23 protein-coding genes and 12 tRNA genes are annotated in these 24,153 nt (G+C 44.4%); 6 read left to right on the top strand and 29 right to left on the bottom strand.

Annotation, left to right across the window (positions count from 1 at the left end; genetic code table 11):
* Window positions 1–58 precede the first annotated feature (58 nt).
* The 6 genes from MAR181_RS08710 to MAR181_RS08685 form a co-directional block, all read right to left on the bottom strand.
* Window positions 59–508 carry a YaiI/YqxD family protein gene (locus MAR181_RS08710; protein ID WP_013796216.1) on the bottom strand — a complete coding sequence of 150 codons (450 nt, stop codon included), beginning with the start codon at window positions 506–508 and terminating at the stop codon, window positions 59–61.
* A 117-nt stretch (window positions 509–625) separates the two neighbouring features.
* Window positions 626–2,275 carry an electron transfer flavoprotein-ubiquinone oxidoreductase gene (locus MAR181_RS08705; protein ID WP_013796215.1) on the bottom strand — a complete coding sequence of 550 codons (1,650 nt, stop codon included), beginning with the start codon at window positions 2,273–2,275 and terminating at the stop codon, window positions 626–628.
* A 46-nt stretch (window positions 2,276–2,321) separates the two neighbouring features.
* Window positions 2,322–4,091 (bottom strand): acyl-CoA dehydrogenase family protein, encoded by a 1,770-nt coding sequence (locus MAR181_RS08700; RefSeq protein ID WP_013796214.1) that lies wholly within the window; start codon window positions 4,089–4,091, stop codon window positions 2,322–2,324.
* 128 nt (window positions 4,092–4,219) lie between these two features.
* Window positions 4,220–5,293, bottom strand: coding sequence for an AraC family transcriptional regulator (locus MAR181_RS08695; RefSeq protein ID WP_013796213.1), 1,074 nt, complete (start codon window positions 5,291–5,293; stop codon window positions 4,220–4,222).
* A 101-nt stretch (window positions 5,294–5,394) separates the two neighbouring features.
* On the bottom strand, window positions 5,395–5,742 hold the full coding sequence (locus tag MAR181_RS08690) for a hypothetical protein (RefSeq protein WP_013796212.1): 348 nt from the start codon (window positions 5,740–5,742) through the stop codon (window positions 5,395–5,397).
* Between the two features lie 60 nt (window positions 5,743–5,802).
* Window positions 5,803–6,234 carry a cytochrome b562 gene (locus MAR181_RS08685; RefSeq protein ID WP_013796211.1) on the bottom strand — a complete coding sequence of 144 codons (432 nt, stop codon included), beginning with the start codon at window positions 6,232–6,234 and terminating at the stop codon, window positions 5,803–5,805.
* Between the two features lie 182 nt (window positions 6,235–6,416).
* Between MAR181_RS08685 and MAR181_RS08680 the strand changes: the two genes are divergently transcribed.
* Window positions 6,417–6,710, top strand: coding sequence for a hypothetical protein (locus tag MAR181_RS08680; protein ID WP_013796210.1), 294 nt, complete (start codon window positions 6,417–6,419; stop codon window positions 6,708–6,710).
* On the opposite strand, the gene MAR181_RS08675 is transcribed toward MAR181_RS08680, so the two are convergent.
* The 18 genes from MAR181_RS08675 to MAR181_RS08590 all read right to left on the bottom strand — a co-directional run bounded on the left by MAR181_RS08675 (window position 6,707) and on the right by MAR181_RS08590 (window position 14,950).
* Complete coding sequence (locus MAR181_RS08675) at window positions 6,707–9,151, bottom strand: Lon protease family protein (RefSeq protein WP_013796209.1); 2,445 nt, start codon at window positions 9,149–9,151, stop codon at window positions 6,707–6,709. The two genes, MAR181_RS08680 and MAR181_RS08675, sit on opposite strands and share 4 nt — an antisense overlap.
* A gap of 111 nt (window positions 9,152–9,262) precedes the next feature.
* The gene (locus MAR181_RS08670; protein WP_013796208.1) at window positions 9,263–10,069 is read right to left on the bottom strand and encodes a TatD family hydrolase; all 807 of its coding nucleotides are present in this window, start codon (window positions 10,067–10,069) and stop codon (window positions 9,263–9,265) included.
* 7 nt (window positions 10,070–10,076) lie between these two features.
* A complete protein-coding gene (holB, locus tag MAR181_RS08665; protein ID WP_013796207.1) occupies window positions 10,077–11,012 on the bottom strand; it encodes a DNA polymerase III subunit delta' in 936 nt (311 codons plus the stop codon).
* A 2-nt stretch (window positions 11,013–11,014) separates the two neighbouring features.
* Window positions 11,015–11,656: a dTMP kinase gene (gene tmk / locus MAR181_RS08660; RefSeq protein ID WP_013796206.1), complete on the bottom strand. Its 642-nt coding sequence runs from the start codon at window positions 11,654–11,656 to the stop codon at window positions 11,015–11,017.
* 12 nt (window positions 11,657–11,668) lie between these two features.
* A complete protein-coding gene (gene mltG, locus MAR181_RS08655) occupies window positions 11,669–12,700 on the bottom strand; it encodes an endolytic transglycosylase MltG (protein WP_013796205.1) in 1,032 nt (343 codons plus the stop codon).
* A complete protein-coding gene (gene pabC / locus MAR181_RS08650) occupies window positions 12,687–13,514 on the bottom strand; it encodes an aminodeoxychorismate lyase (RefSeq protein ID WP_013796204.1) in 828 nt (275 codons plus the stop codon). Before pabC ends, mltG begins: the two co-directional genes overlap by 14 nt.
* Before the next feature lie 48 nt (window positions 13,515–13,562).
* A tRNA-Glu gene (locus MAR181_RS08645) sits at window positions 13,563–13,638 on the bottom strand.
* Between the two features lie 12 nt (window positions 13,639–13,650).
* Window positions 13,651–13,725 (bottom strand) — tRNA-Gly (locus MAR181_RS08640).
* A gap of 58 nt (window positions 13,726–13,783) precedes the next feature.
* A tRNA-Glu gene (locus tag MAR181_RS08635) sits at window positions 13,784–13,859 on the bottom strand.
* 67 nt (window positions 13,860–13,926) lie between these two features.
* Window positions 13,927–14,002: transfer RNA gene (locus MAR181_RS08630), tRNA-Glu, on the bottom strand.
* A 28-nt stretch (window positions 14,003–14,030) separates the two neighbouring features.
* Window positions 14,031–14,105: transfer RNA gene (locus tag MAR181_RS08625), tRNA-Gly, on the bottom strand.
* Between the two features lie 58 nt (window positions 14,106–14,163).
* Window positions 14,164–14,239 (bottom strand) — tRNA-Glu (locus MAR181_RS08620).
* Window positions 14,240–14,267: 28 nt separating this feature from the next.
* Window positions 14,268–14,342 (bottom strand) — tRNA-Gly (locus tag MAR181_RS08615).
* A gap of 58 nt (window positions 14,343–14,400) precedes the next feature.
* Window positions 14,401–14,476 (bottom strand) — tRNA-Glu (locus MAR181_RS08610).
* Window positions 14,477–14,504: 28 nt separating this feature from the next.
* Window positions 14,505–14,579: transfer RNA gene (locus MAR181_RS08605), tRNA-Gly, on the bottom strand.
* 58 nt (window positions 14,580–14,637) lie between these two features.
* Window positions 14,638–14,713, bottom strand: a tRNA-Glu gene (locus MAR181_RS08600).
* A gap of 28 nt (window positions 14,714–14,741) precedes the next feature.
* Window positions 14,742–14,816, bottom strand: a tRNA-Gly gene (locus MAR181_RS08595).
* Between the two features lie 58 nt (window positions 14,817–14,874).
* A tRNA-Glu gene (locus tag MAR181_RS08590) sits at window positions 14,875–14,950 on the bottom strand.
* Window positions 14,951–15,080: 130 nt separating this feature from the next.
* Between MAR181_RS08590 and MAR181_RS08585 the strand changes: the two genes are divergently transcribed.
* Complete coding sequence (locus MAR181_RS08585) at window positions 15,081–15,650, top strand: YajG family lipoprotein (RefSeq protein WP_013796203.1); 570 nt, start codon at window positions 15,081–15,083, stop codon at window positions 15,648–15,650.
* Between the two features lie 81 nt (window positions 15,651–15,731).
* On the opposite strand, the gene msrB is transcribed toward MAR181_RS08585, so the two are convergent.
* Window positions 15,732–16,139 carry a peptide-methionine (R)-S-oxide reductase MsrB gene (gene msrB, locus MAR181_RS08580; RefSeq protein ID WP_013796202.1) on the bottom strand — a complete coding sequence of 136 codons (408 nt, stop codon included), beginning with the start codon at window positions 16,137–16,139 and terminating at the stop codon, window positions 15,732–15,734.
* Window positions 16,140–16,204: 65 nt separating this feature from the next.
* Between msrB and MAR181_RS08575 the strand changes: the two genes are divergently transcribed.
* Together MAR181_RS08575 and htpX are read left to right on the top strand one after the other, a co-directional pair.
* Window positions 16,205–17,419 (top strand): pyridoxal phosphate-dependent aminotransferase, encoded by a 1,215-nt coding sequence (locus tag MAR181_RS08575; protein WP_013796201.1) that lies wholly within the window; start codon window positions 16,205–16,207, stop codon window positions 17,417–17,419.
* 79 nt (window positions 17,420–17,498) lie between these two features.
* Entirely contained in the window at window positions 17,499–18,377 is an 879-nt protein-coding gene (gene htpX / locus MAR181_RS08570) for a protease HtpX (RefSeq protein ID WP_013796200.1), read from the top strand.
* A 75-nt stretch (window positions 18,378–18,452) separates the two neighbouring features.
* On the opposite strand, the gene MAR181_RS08565 is transcribed toward htpX, so the two are convergent.
* The 4 genes from MAR181_RS08565 to gcvT all read right to left on the bottom strand — a co-directional run bounded on the left by MAR181_RS08565 (window position 18,453) and on the right by gcvT (window position 22,056).
* Window positions 18,453–19,169 carry a flagellar brake domain-containing protein gene (locus tag MAR181_RS08565; RefSeq protein ID WP_013796199.1) on the bottom strand — a complete coding sequence of 239 codons (717 nt, stop codon included), beginning with the start codon at window positions 19,167–19,169 and terminating at the stop codon, window positions 18,453–18,455.
* 18 nt (window positions 19,170–19,187) lie between these two features.
* Window positions 19,188–20,318 carry a 4-phosphoerythronate dehydrogenase gene (locus tag MAR181_RS08560; RefSeq protein WP_013796198.1) on the bottom strand — a complete coding sequence of 377 codons (1,131 nt, stop codon included), beginning with the start codon at window positions 20,316–20,318 and terminating at the stop codon, window positions 19,188–19,190.
* A complete protein-coding gene (locus MAR181_RS08555) occupies window positions 20,299–20,844 on the bottom strand; it encodes an elongation factor P hydroxylase (RefSeq protein ID WP_013796197.1) in 546 nt (181 codons plus the stop codon). Before MAR181_RS08555 ends, MAR181_RS08560 begins: the two co-directional genes overlap by 20 nt.
* Window positions 20,845–20,955: 111 nt before the next feature.
* Entirely contained in the window at window positions 20,956–22,056 is a 1,101-nt protein-coding gene (gene gcvT, locus MAR181_RS08550) for a glycine cleavage system aminomethyltransferase GcvT (RefSeq protein WP_013796196.1), read from the bottom strand.
* Window positions 22,057–22,427: 371 nt separating this feature from the next.
* Here gcvT and glyA point away from each other — a divergent pair, with 371 nt between their 5' ends.
* Both glyA and gcvH read left to right on the top strand, forming a co-directional pair.
* Entirely contained in the window at window positions 22,428–23,705 is a 1,278-nt protein-coding gene (gene glyA, locus MAR181_RS08545; protein ID WP_013796195.1) for a serine hydroxymethyltransferase, read from the top strand.
* Between the two features lie 55 nt (window positions 23,706–23,760).
* Window positions 23,761–24,144, top strand: a complete 384-nt coding sequence (gene gcvH, locus MAR181_RS08540; protein WP_013796194.1) for a glycine cleavage system protein GcvH — start codon at window positions 23,761–23,763, stop codon at window positions 24,142–24,144.
* The last annotated feature ends 9 nt before the right edge of the window (window positions 24,145–24,153 follow it).

Genomic DNA, 24,153 nt, shown 5'->3' with positions numbered 1-24,153 from the left:
AGGTTTCGCGAAACCCTTTCCCGATAACACAATTCTCATTCAGCCAACTAACAGGCAACTAGGTTGCCCGTTGAGCTAACAGCTTGTCGAGTGTATTGGCGAAGGCCATTCTATCTTGTTGACTAAAGCTGGCTGGGCCACCTGTTTGTACACCAGAGGAACGCATTTGCTCCATAAAATCGCGCATATTTAAACGTTGCTTGATGTTTTCTTTCGTATAAAGCTCACCACGAGGGTTAATTGCCAACGCCCCTTTGTCAATCACTTCCGATGCTAATGGAATGTCAGCCGTGACAACTAAATCATCAGGAGACGCTTGCTCTACTATATAATTGTCCGCCACATCAAAACCTGAGCTAACAACACGACGCTCAACCCATTTCGAAGGTGGAATGGCGATGGCCTGATTCGCCACTAAAATGCATGGCACCTGAACACGTTCAGCCGCACGGAATAGAATATTCTTGATCACATTTGGACAGGCGTCCGCATCAACCCATAAACGCATAATAACCCCTTATATTGTGGAGCACATTATTAAACAGGCTGTGAGTTAAATCCAGTGAGGAATAGGAAACAAAACAAGGAGACAACCGTCTCCCTGCTCTGTTTAACCCAGCTTAAATTACATATTAGGGTAATTTGGACCACCGGCTCCCTCGGGTGTTACCCAAGTGATATTTTGAGCAGGGTCTTTGATATCACAGGTTTTACAATGAACACAGTTTTGCGAATTGATCTGAAAATGCGACTCACCTTCGGATGTAACCACTTCATACACACCGGCCGGGCAATATCGTTGAGCAGGCTCATCAAAATTAGGCAAATTGTGATTTAATGGAATGGCAGCATCTTTCAACCTCAAATGACAAGGTTGATCCTCTTCATGATTGGTATTAGAAAGGAATACAGAGGATGGTTTATCAAAGCTTAGCAAGCCATCTGGCTTACGATAATCCGGCGCAATGTGTTTATCTGCGGTTTCAAGACAAGCGTAATCTGGCGTCAAATCATTAAATGTAAAAGGCAGGTTTCCCGCAAAGATATTTTGATCCAACCAGTTGTAAGCGCCACCCAAAAAAGTCCCCAATTTGTGCATCACAGGAACAAAATTACGTGCTTGCTGCAACTCTTTACCCAACCAAGATGAAGCGAGCGCCTCATCAAAATGAGCAAGCTCAGCTAAAAACTCATCCGCTTGCAATGCATCATAGACAGTGTCGGCGGCTATCATGCCACTCTTCATTGCCGTATGAGTTCCTTTAATCTTAGCTGGGTTTAGCGTGCCAGCATCACAACCAATAATAAGACCACCAGGGAAGTTTAATTTAGGCAATGAAGACCAACCGCCTTTGGCAATAGCTCGTGCACCGTAAGAAACCCGTTTGGCACCATCTAAATGTTCCGCTATAACAGGATGATGTTTATAACGCTGGAATTCATCATAAGGGCTTAAATGAGGATTCTTATAATTAAGATCGACAATCAAACCCACAACCACTTGGTTATTCTCAAGATGATATAGGAAACCACCGCCGCCAGCCTCTTTCCCTAATGGCCAGCCTGCTGTGTGAATGACGGTACCAGGTTTACTGCTTCCTGCCGGTACATCCCAAAGCTCTTTAATGCCCAAACCATAATGCTGTGGTGCCTTACCTTCATCCAGCTTGTATTTGGCAATAAGCTCTTTACCTAAATGACCACGACAACCTTCTGAGAAAATGGTGTATTTGGCTTTTAACAACATACCAGGCATGTAGCTGTCTTTTTCAGAACCATCTTCAGCAACCCCCATATCGCCTGTGATAATACCTTCAACATTGCCCTCTTCATCGTAAGCCAATTGTGCGGCTGAGAAACCTGGGAAGACTTCAACACCTAAATTTTCAGCTTGTTCAGCCAGCCAGCGTGTCAGGTTGCCTAAACTGATGATGTAGTTGCCATCATTATGAAGTGTTTTTGGCATCATCCAGCTGCTCAGTTGACGACCAGAAGTATCTGAACTTAACCAGTGCAATTCGTCTACATTCACTTTGGTTTCAAGGGGTGCGCCCATTTCCTGCCAATCTGGGAACAACTCAGTCAAGGCTTTAGGGTCCACAACGGCGCCAGATAAAATATGAGCACCGATTTCTGAACCCTTTTCCACCAAACAAACACTGATTTCTTTTTCGTCAGCTTGGGCTTTTTGCATGATGCGACAAGCGGTGGAAAGACCCGCTGGACCACCACCTACGATTACCACATCAAATTCCATTACTTCTCTATCTGTCATACTGCCTCCCAACAACGGCACTTTTATTCTTGTCACTCATCGCTAATCAACGAATAAAACTCGATTCAGTTAAAGATTCAACAGAATCGCGGCCGGACTCAATGGCCTGAAAATAGCTTGTGGCCCTAGGTAAAATTTGATCACAATAAAATGAAACAGAATGTGCCCAAGACTGTTTTTGGCTCTGATCAAAACCGTCATGGCGTTGACTCGAATACAGGGCTTTTACCTGTAACCAAGCACCAATCACATACCCCATTAGCATCATATAAGAATAGGCTGAAGCCGTCCCTAATGTGCTGTTTTTTTCCATTGACTGTAAGCAGGTCTGAGTGGCCTTTTGCGCCTGTTCAAGCGCCGCCTCGATTTTACGCAATTGATCTGCCAGGCCGCTTGAAGACCACAGTTTTATATCTGCAGAAATTTCTTCAAGCAATGCCGTCATGGCAACCCCTTTATCTGAATACAGTTTCCGGCCAATCAAATCAATTGCCTGAATACCATTGGTACCCTCATAAATTGGTAAGATACGAGCATCTCTTGCGTGCTGTGCAACACCTGTCTCTTCGATAAAGCCCATACCACCATGCACCTGAAGGGCAAGAGAAGTAATCTCTTGAGCTTGCTCAGTGATCCAACCTTTGACAATTGGCGTGTAAAGCGCTGTTCTCGCGACGGCCTTTTGCTTAACTTCGCCATCGGCCAAGTGAGAAAGGTCATTCTCGATGGCCGCAACATACACCAATGAACGCATCGCATCGATTTGAGATTTCATCGTCATCAGCATACGAAGCACATCTGGATGCTCAATGATGGCCGCTTTACCAGAACGATCTGCTTTCATGCCCTGCTTACGATCTTTGGCATAAGATAAAGCTTGTTGATAAGCGCGCTCGGCAATCGCCAATCCTTGAAGGCCAACACCCTGTCGAGCATTGTTCATCATGGTAAACATGGCTTTAATGCCTTGATTTTCTTCTCCGACCAAATAACCAAGCGCCCCTTCTTGTTCACCAAAGCTCATAACACAGGTTGGTGACGCATGAATGCCGAGTTTGTGTTCAACGGATACCACCTGAACATCATTGCGTTGAGAAGGATTGCCTGCGTCATCTAGTAAGAATTTTGGCACTAAAAATAAAGAGATGCCTTTCACACCGGATGGTGCATTAGGAAGACGAGCTAGCACCAGATGAATGATGTTGTCACTCATTTGATGATCGCCCCAAGTAATGAAAATTTTCTGCCCCTTCACACGGAAGGCATCGCCATCCACTTCGGCTTTACACGCAATTGCGGCCAGGTCTGAACCGGCTGAAGGTTCTGTCAGATTCATGGTGCCTGCCCATTCACCAGACAACATTTTAGGTAGGTATTCGGCTTTTAAAGCCTCACTGGCGTGAGAGCTAATGGCTTCAATCGCACCATGACTCAGCAATGGACATAAGGAAAACGCTAGATTAGCGGATTGAACGCCTTCATTGACGGCTGTCGCAATGAAGGATGGTAAGCCTTGACCGCCATACTCTGGGTCACCAGACAGTCCAACCCAGCCACCCTCTGTGTAAGCCTTGAAAGCGTCTTTAAAACCTTTCGCTTCAATTACTTCACCGTTCTCAACTCTTGAACCTTCACTGTCACCACTGGCATTAATAGGGGCAATGACTTGTTCAGAAAGTTTCCCAGCTTCGCCAAGAATGGCTTCAAGCAATTCTTGGTCAACAGGTTCGTCTAGGTAAGGCGTCAATTTTTCAATATCGGCCACGGACAAAAGACTGAATAAAATATCATTATAAGGGTATTGGTATTCGCTCATTTTTTATTCTCCGGTAAGTTATCCGAGCGGATGTATACCTATAGAATGGAAAAAGAAAGCCAATTCCTCAATAACATTTCAAACCTATATTTCTAACAAATACATTCACATACCTAATAAGGTGTCACTCAAGGCTTACTATCAGGGCGTTTCATGTCCTTACCGAACTTCAAATATTCCTCACTTTTTCGGTATTCGCCAGGCGTCATACCTGTCCATTTCTTAAATGAGCGAAAAAAAGCACTGGGTTCATCGAAGCCCATCAAGGCAGCAATATCATTAATACTTAACTGTGGTGCATTCATATAGGTGATCGCCGCTTCCTTACGACACTCATCTTTGATCTGCTGATAAGAGGTTTTTTCGTCATTTAATCGACGACGCAAGGTTGAAACACTCATGTTTAAACCACTGGCCACTTCTTCAGCACTTGGCATTTCTCTAGAGAAATCCTTTCCTAACATGGCCATGACTTGAGACTTTAAGCTGTTGTCGTTTTCGACCATCACCAACAATTGATAAGGTGCGGTTTTCAAAAAACCACGCAGACTGTCCTCGGTCTGGACAATGGGCATATCAAGATAACTGGCTGGAAAAACCAACGCATTGGCGTGTTGATTAAACCTTACTTCCGATTGGAACATGGTTTTGTAGTATTCCACATCATCCGGTCGATCATTGGTAAAATACGCTGCTTTTAGATTTAAACGACGACCAATTAGCCAACAAATGAAGTGATGCCACATGGACAACGTCGTTCTCAGCTGTTCATTCGATTCCGCTAACACCAAACTGTCTATGTCTTCATCAGAGGAGCTTAATGGCCCAAAGGTCACCATGGCAAAGCGACCTTTTTTGATCAACACAGGCTTGACGGTTGGACCACGACAAATTTCATAAAAATCACTACAACGGTACAAAGCATGCGCCAAACTGCGCGCATGAATAATACACAAACACATCATGCGAAAAGTACCATTGGGAATTTTTCCGCCACTTAACATACCAAATGACTCATCCTGCATCAGCCACATGATCTTTTGATACAGCATACCAAATCGATAAGCGGAGAAAGCATCACTCTGCTCCAACTCTTCAGCGGTTATCTCCAAACTTTCTAACACTGCTTCTCGATCGAGCCCCTGCTTCTCTACTGCTTTTAGAAGATATCGAACACTCGACATAGGAACGGAAGCTTTCAATGTTGTCACCTTAATCAGTCAGAATTTAATCAATACGAATCAGAAACTTGGGGCATAAAAAAAGGCTGCAAGGCAGCCTTTCTAATTCTACATACTTTTGCTTAATTTTCTTCTGTAAATGCGGACAAAAGTTCATCTACAGATAAATCTTCGCGGTCAGACTGGACAGATTCAGACACCTTAGTAGGCTCTGAGGACTTTTCCGCTTCAGGCTTAACAAACACAAAACGACGAGGACGCGTTGCTGGAACCGCCTCTTCTTTGTCTGGTAAAAGCCCCAAACGCTCTAATTTCTTATGAGCTTGATCTTTACGCTGCTTCGATTTCTTTGTTGCAAAACGGCGTACAGACGATGCCTTACGAGCTTTATTTTGCTCTTTCATCATCTCTTTTGAGCCAGTTTTACCTAACTTTCCACGCATTGAACGTGATTTTTTTACACGAGCCATAATTTCCTCTCTTTAACGCGCGCATTGTAGCAGCGATTAAAGTCTAGGTCATCAAGGGGATTAGCAACTTCCTTTAAAAGTGCTGTGACCTGCTTTCCGATGTTTCCCCATCTCTCCAACAAGCTGCCGAATGGTTTTTTTATCATTTGCCACCAATGCGACATTCAAATCTTGTAAGGTTTTGATCGTGCTATCGATCAACTGAACATATTGTTCAGTTTGTTGAGCCAGCGCTTCACCTTCCAAACCCTCTATTTCAAACTGATGTGGGTGAGTATTACGAGACTTTTGAAAAGAGACGATTAACTGATCAACGTACTCTGTTGCCGCATCATGATCACCGGACTTCACAGCCGATGACATTTGGCGCATTTCGCTTTTTATGTCCTGCATATAACCATGTAAATCCGTATCACCACACGAACCATGCGCAATGCTGACAGACGATAATGTTGACAACAAGATTGCCCCGGCAAGCAAACCTTTTTTCATAATAATACCCTTTCATTGTTCACTGTAATTTGGTTTTGAACTCTTCCCATGTTATTAAAATAGCATTTTCAAAGTGAAAAGCACTAGAGAATGGAAGCAGTTTTTGGTTTTCATTTCTAAGCTTGCCAGTAGAGGCACCATTAATGGATACTAGAGAGCATTATTGATTAAGAGACATATCGATGTATCTGGCAAAAACCCTATGCACTTTAATCCTCATTTTAAGTGCTGCACAAGCCTATGCTGAATGCCCTGATTGGGATGCGAGAGCCGCCGCAGATAAGGCCGCCGAAAAATATGTATCAGGTAAAATATTTAAACGTGGCATGGTGCTAAAAAAACATTTACCCAGTAAACGCAAAGAGGTCGCCAGCTATATTTACGTGAAAGCGGACGACCTCTACTACACAGTTTATGCATTGATTAATTCAAAATGCAACGCACAAATTATTAAACGCACCAATGGCAAACACTAACCCTTCTTAGTGTTTGCTTCTGTACTCTCATCGCTTTCATCATTATCGTCATCTTCCTCTTCTTCATCCTCTCCAAGTTTGGCAATTTCTTCCAAACGCTGGATCACTTTGAAGGACAAGGTGCCTTCTTTATAATCGCCATTTTCATCTGGTACACCAGGTTCAATGCCCGTTAGCAGGTGTAATGCCTCATCAGCCGACTCAATCACATAAATATGGAACAAGCCTGCTTTTACCGCCTCAAGAATGTCATCATTTAACATCAGGTTGTTGGCATTCGACTTGGGGACAATCACACCTTGTTTGCCGGTTAATTCACGCGCACGACAAACATTAAAGAAGCCTTCAATTTTTTCATTCACACCACCAATGGCTTGCACTTCACCATATTGGTTTAATGAGCCAGTGATGGCTAAATCCTGACGTAACGGCACTTGAATCAAAGCAGACAACAGGCAACACAATTCAGCGGTTGAGGCACTGTCTCCGTCCACATAACCATAACTTTGCTCCATGGCAATGGAAGCCGAAATCTCAAGCGGGAAACGTTGCGCGTATTTGTTACCTAAGTAACCAGACAGAATTAACACACCTTTCGAGTGAATGTTCTGACCTAGATTAGACTCACGCTCAATGTCGATAATACCCTTACCACCAGGATACACTGTGGTGGAGATACGCGCTGGTGCACCAAAGCTGCTGTCACCAATCTGCATCACGGTTAAGCCATTGATTTTACCCACAGCATAACCATCGCTTTCCAGTAACACAGTACCTTCGATGATTTCTTCAATGATTTTCTCGCTGACACGACCCGTACGGTGTTTCTTGGCTTTCAACGCTCGTTGAATATGATCAGCCGTAATTTCGCCGTCCTTGGCCATTTGACGAACAAAATCCGCCTCCCCAAGCAATTCAAAGACATCACCAATTTTTGCCGCCATTTCTCGCTGATGCTCCGCAAGACGACTACTGTATTCAATTAATGCCGCCACACCATCGCGAGTCACGTTGGCATACTCTTCTTTATCGACTCGGTCTTTCATCAAACGAGCAAACGCGTATTCGGAATCCTTAGTACGCTTTAGGCTGTCATCAAAGTCCACAAGCACACGAAACATTTCTTGAAAATCTGGATCGGCATCTTGCAACAAGTAATAAATATCCCGAGCCCCAATCAACACCACTTTGACCTGCAAAGGCAAATCTTGTGGTGTCAAGGTGGTAGTATTCATTAGCCCCATATCAGAATAAGGGTGCTCAATCTTAAGCGTCTTACTCTTTAAAGCTCGCTTCAAAGCTTCCCATAAGTAATGATCCGTCAGCAATTTTTCAGCATCTAAGATCAAATAACCACCGTTTGCCGCGTGCAAACTGCCTGAGCGAATAAGACGGTAACTGGTCACCAACATGCCTTGATCACTGCTGTGTTCGACTTGGCCAAACAAATTACGATAAGTTGGGTGTGGCTCATAAATAACCGGCTGCCCACCGTCTTTTTCGTTTGTCACCGCAATGTTTGGCAAATACAAATCTTCGTACATTTGTCGACGCCCCACCTCATCACGATTTTCTGAGGCTTTATCGTCTGCCATTTGATCTATGATGGTTTTGTCGAGATCCGCGCGCAGTGCTGATAGATACTCTGTCACTTGCTCATGCTCTTGATAGCTTTCCAGCAACGGCTGCATCAAGGGGTCGAGTGCTTCTTTGACGGTATCTAAATTTAATTGACGCAACAAATCATAGGTTTCTCGCTTCCATTGAGGCAAACCTAATAGCTCTTCGTTAAGCAGCCCTTCTAGTGTCGAGACGCCCTCTTGGAAGGCATCACGCTCTTCATCTGTTAACGCAGCAAATTCATTTTCTTCCAGCGCTTTGCCTTCTTTCATCGGCGCAAAACTGACTGACGAAGCATCACGGAACATGGCCACACCAATCTTGCCCGACACCCGCTCAACACGATTAATTGCCGCTTCGTATTTATCATTAAAAGCGCGATCTATGATGCTCTTTTGCTGTTGGTAAGTTGGGTTTTCAAAGGCCGCAGGAAAGGTCGCCATTAAACCATCAATCAAACCACGAATTTCTTTTTCAAATTCAGACGCCATATCTGGCGCAAATTCGATGGCTTTAGGGCGATAGCTTTCTGTAAAGTTGTTGACATAAACCCATTCGGTTGGCGCAGATCGTCGCTTGGCTTCGCTTTTCAAATAACTCATCACATAGGAAGAGCGGCCCGTTCCAGAATCGCCCATCGCATAGATATTGTAACCAGGGCGTTGCATGGCCACACCGAACTGAATCGCCTCTACGGCACGCTCCTGACCTAGAATGCCACTTAGAGGCTCAATGTCTTTTAGAGTTTTAAAAGGTAAATGATCGGTTGGTACTTTGGCAGCAAGCGCTTGGTAAGGTAAAGCAGTAACCATATTGGACATCAATGAGCTTCCTTATGAGATAACAAGCAGCAGATGGCTTGTCATGCTTTGGGTCTGAAAATGATAAATACGTAAGACTAACACTCAGTTGAGGTCAGTCCCACAAAAATACTAAGCACTGAGAACTAAGCTCTCGCTCGCGGACACTCGGTTAAAGACTCGGTGGAAGTTTCTCGCCGTTGCCTCTAATAATTCTTCATAACGAATGCCTTTTAAATCCGCCACATATTGCGCCACCTCGGCAACATATTTAGGCTCATTCTTCTTACCACGATATGGCACAGGCGCAAGATAAGGCGAATCGGTTTCCACTATCAAAGACTCGAGGGGTAATTTTTGCACCGTTTCTTTTAAATCTTGTGCTGTTTTAAAGGTCACAATACCAGAAATGGAAATCAGATAATTCTCATCCACAGCGGCTTTGGCCATGTCATAATCTTCCGTAAAGCAATGCAGAACACCAGCGGAGTTGGGGTTGCCGTATTGTCGAATCAGCGCCAAAGTATCTTGTTTTGCTTCACGAGTATGAACGATAACAGGCAAACCAAGCTGACCTGCGGCCATCAAATGATGTTTAAAACTGTCTTGCTGTGCGGCGTGAATGTCACTAGATTTCTCATAAAAATAATCCAATCCCGTCTCGCCAATGGCTGCCACTTTAGGGTGTTGAGCCAAATCAAGCAGAGAGTCAGGACTGGTTAACAAGCCTTCTGTTTGCAATGGATGTACGCCACAGCTAGCAAAAACACCGTCACGCTGGGTAAAACCAAGGATGGTGTCTATTTTGTCAAGGTCAACTGAAATGCTGAGAAGTTGACGTACGCCCTGCTGGTAAGCCGCATCAATCGCAAGATCTAAATTATTATCGTAAGGCGCCAAATCCAACATATCTAAATGGCAATGGGTATCGATCAACATACAAGAGTTACCACTGATTTAATTCGTTTGTTAATTGCATAATGGGGTTTAAATTTGTTTTTTGTAGGGCCAATTTTAAATTTTGTATGGCCTGATAACGATCCATCAGAGCACGAATGCCAATTCGTCGAATCAGGTTTGCATAAACCGCCTCAAGTGCAGGATGTATTGGTGCCCCAGCCGAATGGCATAATGACTGATGAAGAATGGCCGCTAAACCATTGCAATAATCTTCTATATTTTGACTATCAAGTCCCTTCAACAACTCCGCGACTGTCATTTCTTGCTGTAAAAACTGATTCACCTTCTCGGGCAAGGATAAAAACAACTCGGCTTTTTGATTTTTTTCGATCGACAATAGGCGAAACGGTTGGGTGGTTAACCAAAATAAGCGACTCAGATTGGCTTCTTGATTATGCTCAGCCAACCAAGCATCTACTTGTTCGACGTTCGGAGTGGGAACACTGACCAACAAGCAACGACTGCGAATGGTTGGTAATAAACGGCTTGATTGTGAACTGGTCAATAAAAAGAAAGTTCGATCAGATGGCTCTTCTAACGCCTTGAGCACAGCATTCGCAGCATTGATATTCATTGATTGAGCATGACTGATCAGGACGACTTTGGTTTGCCCCACTTGCGGTTTCTGGGTGATTTTTTGTACTAAATTTCGAATCTGGTCAACTTTGATCGTGCCTGATTCGCCATCCAGCACCCGAAAATCTGGATGAGTGTCAGCCGCCATTAACTGACAAGAATGACATTGACCACAAGCTGACGCTTGCTCAGATTCGCACATTAAATCTTTCGCCATCTCAAACGCCAAGGATTCTTGCCCGACACCATCCGCCCCTGTAATCAATAACGCATGGGATAAACCACCAGAGACTTTGAGCTGTTGTACTTGCAGCAAACTGTGTTGCAGCCAAGGTGCAATTGACATGATTAGCTCCCTGTTGAGGCCCAATTTAACTGCAATCTATCCAGTTGAGCTTGAATCTGTCGTTTTACAGACTCGATGTCTTGACTAGCATCAATAATGGACACTCTATTTGGTTCCGCGACAGCACGCTGTAAAAAACCTTGCCTCACTTTCTCATGGAAACTGAATGACTCTTTATCTAGTCTGTCTTGTTGTTGGCGCTGAACCACTCGTTGCTGACCAACCTCCACCGAAACATCCAACAACAAGGTGGCGTCTGGCTGACAATCGGAAACAACCCATTCAGCCAATTGATCAATGATCGCGAACGATCCGCCACGTGCGTTCCCTTGGTAAACATAAGATGAGTCTAAAAAGCGGTCACTTATCACCCAAACACCTTGCTGAAGTGCTGGCTGGATCTTTTCTGCAATGTGTTGCGCTCTGGCTGCAAACACCAACAGCAACTCTGTCATATCGCTGACAGATTCCTCTCTTGTTTGCAAAATTAAATTGCGAATGTCTTCTGCTAAAGGCGTACCACCTGGCTCACGTGTCATAAGGTATGGTATAGAATGATCATCGAGCCATTGCTTAATTGATTCAATGGCGGTTGACTTACCGCTACCTTCGCCACCCTCAAGTGTAATAAACTTTCCTTTCATGACATTAACCTTCTACTGCGTGACTTGAGGCGTGGAACGATAATCATCTCGACGCTTATACTGATATTTTCTAACCGCCCGATTATGTTCTTTCAAACTATTGGAAAAGGCATGAGAACCATCCCCTTTGGCCACAAAATATAGTGCCTTAGTTCGGCCTGGATTAAGTGCGGCTTCTATGGCTTCACGGCCGACATTGGCAATGGGCGTTGGCGGCAACCCATAGACACGATAGGTGTTATAAGGCGATTTTGACTGTAACCCTTTGCGTGTCAAATTGCCGGTAAAAGCTTTACCTAAACCATAAATCACAGTTGGATCGGTTTGCAATCGCATACGTTTTTGAAGACGACTAATGAAGACTCTTGCAATCAAAGGGCGCTCTGCTGGAACCGCTGTTTCTTTTTCAATAATCGACGCCATAATCAAGGCTTCATAAGGGGTTTTATAGGGCAAGCCTTCCGCCTTATTATCCCACAGTTGCGCCAAAGTGTTCACCAACAAACCATTTGCATGCTTTAGAATACTCACATCCGTATCGCCATCCTGATATCGATACGTATTAGCAAAAAAACGACCTTCTGGATGATCCACCTCAAGCGCCAGCTTTTCCGCTATTTCTTTGTCCGATAAGCCAAGCAAGGTCATTTTAATATTCCCTTTGGCTTTCATGGCCAACAAATAATCCTGAGTGGTTTTACCCTCTAACAAGGTAATGTCATACGATATGGATTCACCTGAATCAAACAGCGCCATCACTTGCATCAAATTCATACTTGGTTCAAGCGCATATTTTCCAACCTTGGGTACCCAGGCGGGTTTTAACTTAGCCACAACACGAGTCAAAAATGGCTGTTCGATAAGACCTTCTGAATGCAAACGATGCCCTAAACTATAGGCACTGTCCCCTTTCATGACCTCAAAAGTGGTCGTATCAGATAAGATGATCGGGGAAGTTACCTGTGTATAAAGGTATCCGGCACATAAAGCCAACAAGGTAATAATGAGAAACGCTGCTCGATAGAGCCATTTAATGTATGCCATGCATGTCCTTAGCTTGCATCAAAGATTGTAAATTCTTGGTATTCGCACCAATAGTAAATGATTGATGGCCAATCCGAATGACTGGCACGATTTTCATTAAGCTATTGGCCATAAACACTTCGTCCGCCGCTAACAAGTGTTCCGCGGTAAAGTTTCCTATCAAAGTTGTTTGTGTCGCCATTTCAGCCAAAATGGCTTGCCGATATGTCCCTTCTACGCCAGCAGCATCAAGATTAGGTGTGCACAGAAGACCATCTTTAAACCAAAAGACGTTACTTTGAATGCCTTCGATCACATACCCCTGACAATCTAACATAATGGCTTCAAAATCATCAGACGCTAAATACTGTTTGGCTATTACATGCTCAAGTCGATTGAGATGTTTAATGCCTGCTAAGTAAGAATTCGAATTGACGGGTATTGGCGAAAGTGACACGCCAACACCATGAAGGCTTTCAGCTTGGTAGTTGGGAAACGGCAAAATACCGATCACAATAGTGTGCTTCACTGTTTTCGGAGGCTGATAGCCTCGTCCACCTTGCCCACGAGTGACCATTATTTTGACAACGGAATCGCCATCGAGTTGATCAGACACTATCGTCCGCAAAAAATAAGACAACTCTTCTTTCTGCTCAACATCAAAGGCCATTAAAAGCTTTTCTAGCCCTTTGTATAAGCGAGTTAGATGAGAGGATAAACGCACGAAGCCATTTTGATTGGCATGGATGGTCTCAAACACACCATCGCCGTAGGCTAATCCACGATCAGCTGGAGAAATGCAGGTGTTTAATGTGTAATTAACAAACCAAGTCATGGCTAATAAGCTCAAATTAAAGTCAGCTATGATAGCGCAAAAAAAGAATGGCGTCCCATAGGGGGTTCGAACCCCTGTTACTGCCGTGAAAGGGCAGTGTCCTAGGCCTCTAGACGAATGGGACATATTTTTGAAATGGAGCGGGAAACGAGGCTCGAACTCGCGACCCCAACCTTGGCAAGGTTGTGCTCTACCACTGAGCTATTCCCGCAATACTATTTTAACAATAGTGACCACCCTGCCCTTAATCGGCAAAGTGATTTAAATTATGGCGTCCCATAGGGGGTTCGAACCCCTGTTACCGCCGTGAAAGGGCGGTGTCCTAGGCCTCTAGACGAATGGGACACAGTCTAAACACTCTTATATTGAATACTACATCATTAACGAGTAACGACACCAATCAAGATAAGAATGGCGTCCCATAGGGGGTTCGAACCCCTGTTACCGCCGTGAAAGGGCGGTGTCCTAGGCCTCTAGACGAATGGGACACAATACACTTTTACGAAAGTGCAAAACTGGAGCGGGAAACGAGGCTCGAACTCGCGACCCCAACCTTGGCAAGGTTGTGCTCTACCACTGAGCTATTCCCGCAAAACTCTATTTTCTTTTATCACCACCCTGCTCTCGCAAGCAAAATGGTCAAAATTAGTGGCGTCCCATAGGGGGTTCGAACCCCTGTTACCGCCGTGAAAGGGCGGTGTCCTAGGCCTCTAGACGAATGGGACACAATACACTTTTACGAAAGTGCAAAACTGGAGCGGGAAACGAGGCTCGAACTCGCGACCCCAACCTTGGCAAGGTTGTGCTCTACCACTGAGCTATTCCCGCAAAACTCTATTTTCTTTTATCACCACCCTGCTCTCGCAAGCAAAATGGTCAAAATTAGTGGCGTCCCATAGGGGGTTCGAACCCCTGTTACCGCCGTGAAAGGGCGGTGTCCTAGGCCTCTAGACGAATGGGACACAATACACTTTTACGAAAGTGCAAAACTGGAGCGGGAAACGAGGCTCGAACTCGCGACCCCAACCTTGGCAAGGTTGTGCTCTACCACTGAGCTATTCCCGCAAAACTCTATTTTCTTTTATCACCACCCTGCTCTCGCAAGCAAAATGGTCAAAATTAGTGGCGTCCCATAGGGGGTTCGAACCCCTGTTACCGCCGTGAAAGGGCGGTGTCCTAGGCCTCTAGACGAATGGGACACAATACACTTTTACGAAAGTGCGAAACTGGAGCGGGAAACGAGGCTCGAACTCGCGACCCCAACCTTGGCAAGGTTGTGCTCTACCACTGAGCTATTCCCGCAAAAAAACTTATCACTCACAGCATTTACCGTTAGACTATGTAACAATCGATTTAAGATTGGCGTCCCATAGGGGGTTCGAACCCCTGTTACCGCCGTGAAAGGGCGGTGTCCTAGGCCTCTAGACGAATGGGACTAAAACATAATCTTGCTGTGTGAGCGGGTGCGTATATTACTGTTACTAATCTTAAAATCAACAGTTTTTTTCATTAATTTAAGCGACTTAGAGAAAAACCTCTTTCAAAATCAATATTAACGGAGCTCTTATGCGAAACAAATCCATTATTCTCGCCCTATCCCTCTCCACGCTACTTTTGGCTGGTTGCTCAACAACGCACTATATTAATGTCGAACCTAAAGCTTCCATCGAAAATACCAACCTTACAAATGAACGAGTCATTAAGGTTTCTACCAATACCAAACTCACCAACAGCATTGGCTCTATCAAAACAGGTTTGAATGAGCGCGCTGACATCTACACCACTAACGACATAAAAGAAAGTGTAAAACAAAGTGTCCTTACAGGTTTACGTCAACTCGGTTTTACCCCTGATCAAGGGGTTTTACCAGCCGCAGACCTTCAAATCAACATCAACAAAATGAGCTATACAACCAAAGTCGACGCTCTTAAAACCATTGCCACAATGGATTTCGAATTAAATGTCGTATTAGCAGCAAAAGGCCAAACCTACAAAGCCAACTTCGGCTCTCAGAAAGTACGTGAATATGGCACCATGCCGTATCAATCAAGTATTCAAGATGATATGAATGAACTGGCCAGCCAAACCGTCACTCGCCTATTAGCCGACCCCAACATTATTAGCTTATTAAAATAGACAAAAAAAGGGCAAGTCGATCGACTTGCCCTTTCTCCTTAGACCACCAGCACCTTTACCTACTAGGGGCATTAAATGCCATTATTTATCCTTAAAAAACAAAGAAGCGGAATTAACGCAATAACGTAACCCTGTTGGCTGCGGACCATCCTCAAACACATGCCCCAAATGTGCATCACACTGACGACAAATGATCTCAGTACGCTGCATCATCCAAGAGCCATCTACCTTTTCTTCAATGTTTGTCATATTGGCATCATAAAAACTTGGCCAACCCGAACCTGAATCGTATTTCGTATCAGAATCAAACAACAAGGCACCGCAACAACGACAATGGTATTCGCCCGGTTCATAAAATTTTTCATATTTTCCAGTAAAAGCTCGCTCGGTGCCTTTTTTGCGAACAATATTAAACACCTCTTCTGGCAACTCTTGTTGCCACTCTTCTTCTGATTTCACAATTTTTTCCTCGCTAACTGACTCAGCCATCTTGAATGCTCCCAAGTTAGGTGTAAAGTTACTCATTTCGCCCAGCTTTATGTAAGGACAAATTGGTGCAAATTCGCAAATCAAACAAACTCGCCAACATCTGTTATGAAATCCGTGGACCCGTTCTTAAAGAAGCTATGCGCATGGAAGAAGAAGGTCAACGCATCTTAAAGCTCAATATTGGCAACCCAGCGCCATTTGGCTTTGAAGCACCAGATGAAATTTTAGTCGATGTCATCCGTAACCTACCCACATCACAAGGCTATTGCGAGTCCAAAGGACTCTTCTCCGCTCGCAAAGCCGTTATGCAAAAATACCAAGCCATGGGCATTAAGTCAGCTGACGTTAATCACGTATGGATGGGCAATGGCGTTAGCGAATTAATTGTTATGGCCATGCAAGCCTTGCTTAACGATGGTGATGAAATCTTAATCCCTGCGCCAGATTACCCACTGTGGACAGCCGCCGCTACTCTATCAGGTGGTTATGTTAGACACTATATGTGTGACCCCGGTTCCGGTTGGCAGCCTGACATTAATGATATACGTTCAAAAATCTCAAATAAGACCAAAGCCATTGTCATTATTAATCCTAATAATCCTACTGGCGCAGTGTATGAAAAAAGTCTGATACAGGCCATTGTCGATTTAGCAGATGAACACAATTTGCTTATTTTCTCTGATGAAATTTATGACAAAATCTTATACGACGAAGCCCAACACATTCCAACGGCAACTCTCACAGAAGGCCGCATTCCTTGTGTAACCTTTGGCGGCTTATCTAAAGTATACCGAACCGCTGGCTTTCGTTCAGGTTGGATGACCATTACCGGAGATCGCAGCAAGATTGTGGATTACATCGATGGCTTAGACATTTTAAGTTCAATGCGACTGTGCGCCAACGTCCCAGCACAACATGCGGTACAAACTGCGTTAGGGGGTTACCAGAGCATCAACGAGCTCATCATTCCAGGTGGTCGACTGTACGAACAACGCAAGGTCGCGTTTGATATTCTCGACTCGATCCCGGGCGTCAATTGCCATAAACCTCAAGGGGCAATGTATCTGTTTCCACAACTAGACCCCAAGGTCTATCAGATACAAAACGACATGGATTTGGTTCTGCAATTTCTGCAAGAAGAGAAAGTACTCATCGTTCAAGGCACCGGGTTTAATTGGCCAACACCTGATCATGTGCGCTTTGTTTTTCTACCGCACATTGAAGAACTAACACCGGCGATGGAAAGATTTGCCGCCTTCCTGCATAGAATAAGACGCTAACATCCTTTACCTTCTCTCTTGAAATTATCCTTCCAGCCCCTACTATGCTTCTTACCAGTCTTTTAAGGAGCATAGTAGAATGCGTATCATCCTTTTCCTATTAACCAACCTTGCCGTCATGGTCGTGGCCGGCATAGTGTTAAGTTTATTAGGAGTTAATGGCTACATGAGTAGCAATGGCTTGAATTTTAGCAACTTGCTGATTTTCTGTGCTGTATTCGGTTTTGCCGGAAGTCTTGTTTCTTTACTCTTATCTAAATTTATGGCCAAGCGTGGTTCAGGCGCCGTGGTCATCGAAAAACCCAGCAACCACAAAGAAGCTTGGTTATTAGATACGGTTCAAGCGCTATCCCAGCAAGCAAACATTCGCATGCCAGAGGTTGCGATATTTCCTTCTCATGATGCAAATGCCTTTGCCACTGGCTGGAATAAAAACGACGCCCTGGTGGCGGTATCAAGCGGCATGCTAGAGCGTTTTCCACCCGACGAAATAAAAGCCGTACTGGCCCATGAAATCGGCCACGTGGCTAATGGTGACATGGTCACATTGTCTTTGATACAAGGCGTGGTAAACACTTTCGTGATGTTCTTTGCCCGCATTGCCGCCTATGCCGTGGACCAATTCTTACGCAAAGATGATAACGAAGGCTCTGTTGGCTGGGGCTATTATATTGCGACATTTGTGTTCGAAATTGTTTTCGGCATTCTTGCCTCAATGATTGTTATGTGGTTTTCGCGCTTCCGCGAATTTCGTGCAGATGAAGCAGGCGCAAGACTGGCCGGGAAAGGCGCTATGATAGCGGCCCTGGCACGTCTACAACAAGAGCATGAGGAAAGCCATATGCCAGACTCTATGATGGCGTTTGGCATCCGTCAAGGAAAGAGACCGACTCTCGGTGAGCTCTTCTCTAGCCACCCACCAATTCGAGACCGAATTGACGCATTGCAAAAACTCTAACCGACATAGCACAGAGACAAAAATGCCAGCAAAGTTGCTGGCATTTTTATGGGATTAAAGGGCAATACTATGACGTTATTTCTTTTTTAACGTATCCAATATATAAGCCATGAGCGGAATGCCGCTTTCTTTAGAAAGATTTACAAAGCGAATCCCATAGACATAGAAATATTCCACCCCCATCCGGGTCAAAAATTCATTATCCTCCATGCTTGCCTGCACTTGCTCTAGCATCTGAATTTCTTGCGAACGTATTTCGCAATCCAATTTCAATAGATGAGAGTAAGGGCCGATTTTAACACTGCACGCCATCTTCATGGTTTGATTAACAGATCCAAAATCTTCTTTTGAAATTACTTTGGCACCGCCATAACTTAAGTCGGTGATAATCGCCGAGGAAGCCGAAGCAATTGAAGTATCACTATTATCCCCTTCAACATTGCTAATCAGTTTGGTTTCAACACGCACAGCCTGTCGCACTTCTGACGCTTCAACATAACTTGGATTAGCGATATGCAAATGGGCAGCTGGTTCCAAGTAGCTTTTAGCCACCTTACTGGAAAAAGCACACACATGGGTACTTAACATGAGACGGACATTAACAACCTGACTGTCGCGAACCAGGATATTTTTTCCATTCATTTTTGGGCAAGATAAAATTAAAGAAACACCTGGCAGATTTCCTAACACTTTCACCATATAACGACCCGGCGGTGAAATAAATTCCAATTGCACTCTCGTACCAACGGGCACGTCAAGGTCATCTAAATCAACCTGCATTACTCCAGCCATGCTATACCTTAATTTTGATTATGATTGATTGAAGCCAACTGCGGCCAAATTGGCCTGACCTGAATCATGCTGCACCTGACAAGTATTAAATTCGTCGCGTTCAACATAGTTTTTTCTAAGCCAATCAAATATGTTCTCTTTTGTGTTTTGTCGATACTGATATCTTAATCGAGCATCATCTCTCGCCACATCATAAAGGGCATGCATGCTTCTCGCCAGCATTTCTTCTTTACAAATATCGCCAAGCATTTGAATTGATGTAAAATTTCCGGCACTAATGGCGTCTTCGTAAGCTATCTTTGTTGGCTGCTGCAGGAATTCGCATAACGCCTGATAGACCATCCAACTGCCCTTCTCACGACCTTGCTTACTGTATCCAGCAATGTGTGGCGTGGCGATATCAACAATTGCCAGCAAGGATTGATTAATACTCGGCTCGCCCTGCCAAACATCCATGACTAAATGCAACTGGCCTTGCAATTCATGGTATCGCGCGATCAAAGCAGATTCGTTTATCACCCCTCCACGACCAGCCGAAATAATAATACTATCAGCCGCAACCTGTTCGAGCTGTGCAACATTGACCATATTTTCAGTCGGATATGATCCTGTTCTAGTCAATGGTGCGTGAAATGAAATAACCTGACAGGACAAGGCCTCCGCCAAAGAGACAAAATTCGCCACTTCGCCGTCTTGGTGCTGTTTTAATGGGTCATAAACACAAACCTCACAGCCTAATGCCTTAAACCTTTGATAGACTGTTTTTCCCACGTTTCCAAAACCAACAATGCCAACTTTACGGCCTAACCATTTCACACCTTTGGTCAGGTATAAATGACTTAAGCCACTGAAGACATAATCCGCAACCGCCTGAGCATTGCAGCCAGGCGCGCTAGAAAACTGAATACCCTTTTGCGCAAGATAATCTAAATCAATATGATCAATACCAATCGTTGCACTACCAACAAACCGAATTTGACTACCTTCCAGTAGCGCTTGATTAACCTTGGTAACGGATCTAACTAATAAAATATCCGCTTGCTTAACTTGTTCGTGAGTTAGATTGCGGCCATTCACTAACGTCACTTCACCTAAATGGGAAAACAGCATTTCCACCTTAGGCATATTTTCATCTGCAATGATCTTCATATTTTTGCTTTAAAAACTCACTAAAATCTTTATTAGGATGGCGTTGCGCTAATAAATAACGCGAGAACAACAAGGCTCTTTCAGGCACAGTCCAGTCATTTATATAGCGACCGACTTGCGACATAACCGCTTGTTTAAAGGGTAAAGCATCGTATTCTGGTAAGGCCAGATTATCCACACTGACCCGAAACTCGAGTCCGGCCGACCAATGCAAGATACACTCGACCGCCTGCGGTTTGACCTCAACCTGTTCAAATTGCTTTTGCGTGGTTAAGTTACGGGAATCCGACTCATACCAATAACCATAGTCTTCGAGACGACGACGCTCAAGCCCAGCAATGCACCAATGACTGACCTCATGCAAAGCACTTGATACGTAATCAAGACGAAATAAAATTTTCGCAGGCTCGTCTAAGGTTGCCGGAAGATACAAAGGCTCTTCGGCATTGCCAACTAAACGTGTATTGAAAGATGATAAAAAGCAGGCATCAAAAGCTGCAACAAGTTGAGTAACACTTGCCAACACAGGTTCTCCAAAAGATAAGAATTATCACACAACAAATAAAAATGCGCCATGTAAAGCCGTTCTCTCCATGGCGCATCAACCGGTTCTGATAACGATCGTGGTTAAAAGGGTTTAACCACGATAATAACGAGATGGCACAAAAGGCATGCTCGCCCTAGTTAAAGCAATTTGCTTACCGCGCATCTCAGCAAACACCGGCTCATCAGACTCAAGCACAGACGTCGAAACGTAAGCCATCAGAATTGGCTGAGACAAACTTGGGGAAAAGCCACCACTGGTAACTCGCCCAACTTTATTACCGTCAGCCGCCACCAGCTCAACCCCTTCTCGAACTGGCGCTCGACCATCAACAAGATAACCTACGCGCTTCTGCGCTGGCTTCTGAGCAAATTGCGACAAAATGACATCCGCCCCCACAAATTGACCTGCTCGCTCACCCTCAAGACGACGAACTTTTTGAATCGCCCAATTTAAAGACGCTTCAACCGGCGTAGTGTTGGTATCAATATCATGACCATACAGGCATAAGCCGGCTTCAAGTCTTAATGAATCACGCGCCCCAAGACCAATCCACTCCACTTCATCTTGCGACAACAAGGCTTGCGCAAATTCAGCCGCATGAGCATCAGGCACCGAGATTTCATAACCATCTTCCCCTGTGTAGCCAGAACAACTCACCCAAACTTCAACACCTTGCCACACAAACACCAAGCTCTGCATAAAAGTCATTTCTGCGGCTTCTGGGATGAGACGAGCAAACACCTCACGTGCTTTTGGCCCCTGAATGGCCAATAAAGCACGATCTTCAATCACCTCCACTTGTGAGGTGGGCAATTGATCTTTTAGGTAAGCAATGTCTTGTTCTTTACAAGCGGCATTCACCACCATAAAAACCTCGCTCCCCCAGTTAGCGAACATCAGATCGTCGGTAATCCCACCCTCTTTAGTGGTAAACATACCATACCGCTGCATACCTTTTGCTAAACCAAGTACATCGACCGGCAAAATCGCCTCAAGCTCAGATTTAACATTATCACCCTTTAAAATAACCTGGCCCATATGGGAAACATCAAACAAGCCCGCCTGCTCGCGAGTCCACAAATGTTCCTTTTTGACACCCAATGGATATTGCACAGGCATTTCGTAACCTGCAAACTCAACCATTCTGGCGTCACTGGCGAGATGTTGCTCATGTAATGCTGTACGTTTCATAATCTAACCCTTTATCAAATTAATTTGCCGTGTTTCCAATTGGAAACAGGTTATCGAAAACTAACCAGATTTGACAAGTACCCAGTGCATTTAATTTAAACTGTTTTCATCCCTTACCACGTATAAGCCATATGATTATCAAACCAATCGGTCAGAAGAAATAAAAATACAAATTTAAAAATCTTTATGATTTACATGTTTCCAATCGGAAACTTTTTGATTATGATGAGCACAAATTGACGTGAACAGAACAATGACTGACGCTCTTAGAAAGATGATCTTTTTTCATCACCTTAGACTGCCTTAGTGTTATTATAGGCAAGACTCATTGTCTTATGGGCATACATGTTTATTTAAGAGGAAATTTCCCCATGGCCAACACCGAAGCTTTTTTCAGCCAAACTCTCGCAGAGCGAGATCCTGAGCTTTACGCAACGATTACAGAAGAACAAGAACGCCAAGAAACTGGCATTGAGTTAATTGCTTCTGAAAACATCACTTCAAAAGCCGTACTTGAAGCGCAAGGTTCTGTGCTGACTAACAAATATGCGGAAGGTTACCCAAACCGTCGCTATTACGGTGGCTGTGAAGCGGTTGATGTGACCGAGCAATTGGCCATTGATCGTGCGAAGCAATTGTTTAACTGTGAATTTGCCAATGTACAACCTCATTCAGGTGCACAAGCAAACGGCGCTGTTATGTTAGCGTTATTGCAACCGGGTGACACCATTCTTGGTATGTCACTTGATGCCGGTGGTCACTTAACTCACGGGGCGCCACCAGCTCAATCTGGCAAGTGGTTCAATGCGGTTCAATATCAGGTTAACCCTGATACTCTATTGATCGATTACGATGCCATCGAAGCGCAAGCACTAGAGTGCAAACCTAAAATGATCATCGCTGGTGGTTCTGCCATTCCTCGCGTTATCGATTTCAAACGTTTCCGTGAAATTGCTGATAAGGTTGGCGCGTACTTGTTCGTTGACATGGCTCACATTGCAGGTTTGGTTGCCACTGGCGCACACCCATCACCTTTAGAACACGCACATGTTGTCACAACAACGACACACAAAACGTTACGTGGCCCTCGCGGTGGCATGATCTTGTCAAACGACTTGGATTTAGGCAAGAAAATCAACTCAGCGGTTTTCCCTGGTTACCAAGGTGGTCCACTAATGCACGTGATTGCCGGTAAGGCCGTCGCGTTTGGCGAAGCATTGAAACCAGAATTCAAAACGTACATTGATCAAGTTGTTACTAACGCCAAGGTTCTGGCTGAAGTGATGATTGAACGTGGTTGTGATGTGGTAACTGGTGGTACTGATAACCACCTAATGCTAGTTGACCTACGTCCAAAAGGCATCAAAGGTAATATGGCCGATAAAGCACTAGAACGTGCTGGCATTACTTGTAACAAAAATGGCATTCCATTTGACACTGAAAAACCAATGATTACCTCTGGTATTCGTATCGGTACACCAGCCGCTACTTCTCGTGGCTTTGGCGAAGAAGAATTCCGTAAAGTGGGTCATCTAATCAGTGATGTTCTAGATGGTCTTGTGGCAATGCCTGAAGGCAACCCTGAAGTTGAGGCTCGCGTTCTTGCAGAAGTAAAAGAGCTTTGCAAACGCTTCCCACTTTACCGCTAATCAACATACCCAAGAGGACTTCCTCTTGGGTATTTTTTTAAGAGGCAAACAACACATGAGCACTATCCCAGAAAATTTAAAATACGCTGATTCACATGAGTGGGTTCTAGACAATGGTGATGGCACTGTCACCGTTGGCATTACGGATCATGCACAAGACTTGCTTGGCGATGTTGTTTACGTCGAACTACCTGAAGTAGGTGCAACCACAACGGCTTCAGAACAGTTTTCATTGATCGAGTCAGTGAAAGCGGCATCTGATATCTACGCCCCAGTGAATGGTGAAATCATTGAAGTGAATGAAGCATTAGAAGATGCACCAGAGCTTATCAATGAAGCACCTTATGAAGGTGCCTGGATTGCTAAAATCAAACTTAGCGATCCCGCTGACCTTGATAAGTTGCTCAATGCATCAGGTTACGCTGATTCTATCGAGTAATTTCACTCG

It is taken from the genome of Marinomonas posidonica IVIA-Po-181 (genome assembly GCF_000214215.1).
GTDB classification, from domain to species: domain Bacteria; phylum Pseudomonadota; class Gammaproteobacteria; order Pseudomonadales; family Marinomonadaceae; genus Marinomonas; species Marinomonas posidonica.
This window is presented reverse-complemented; position numbering and strand designations above follow the sequence as displayed.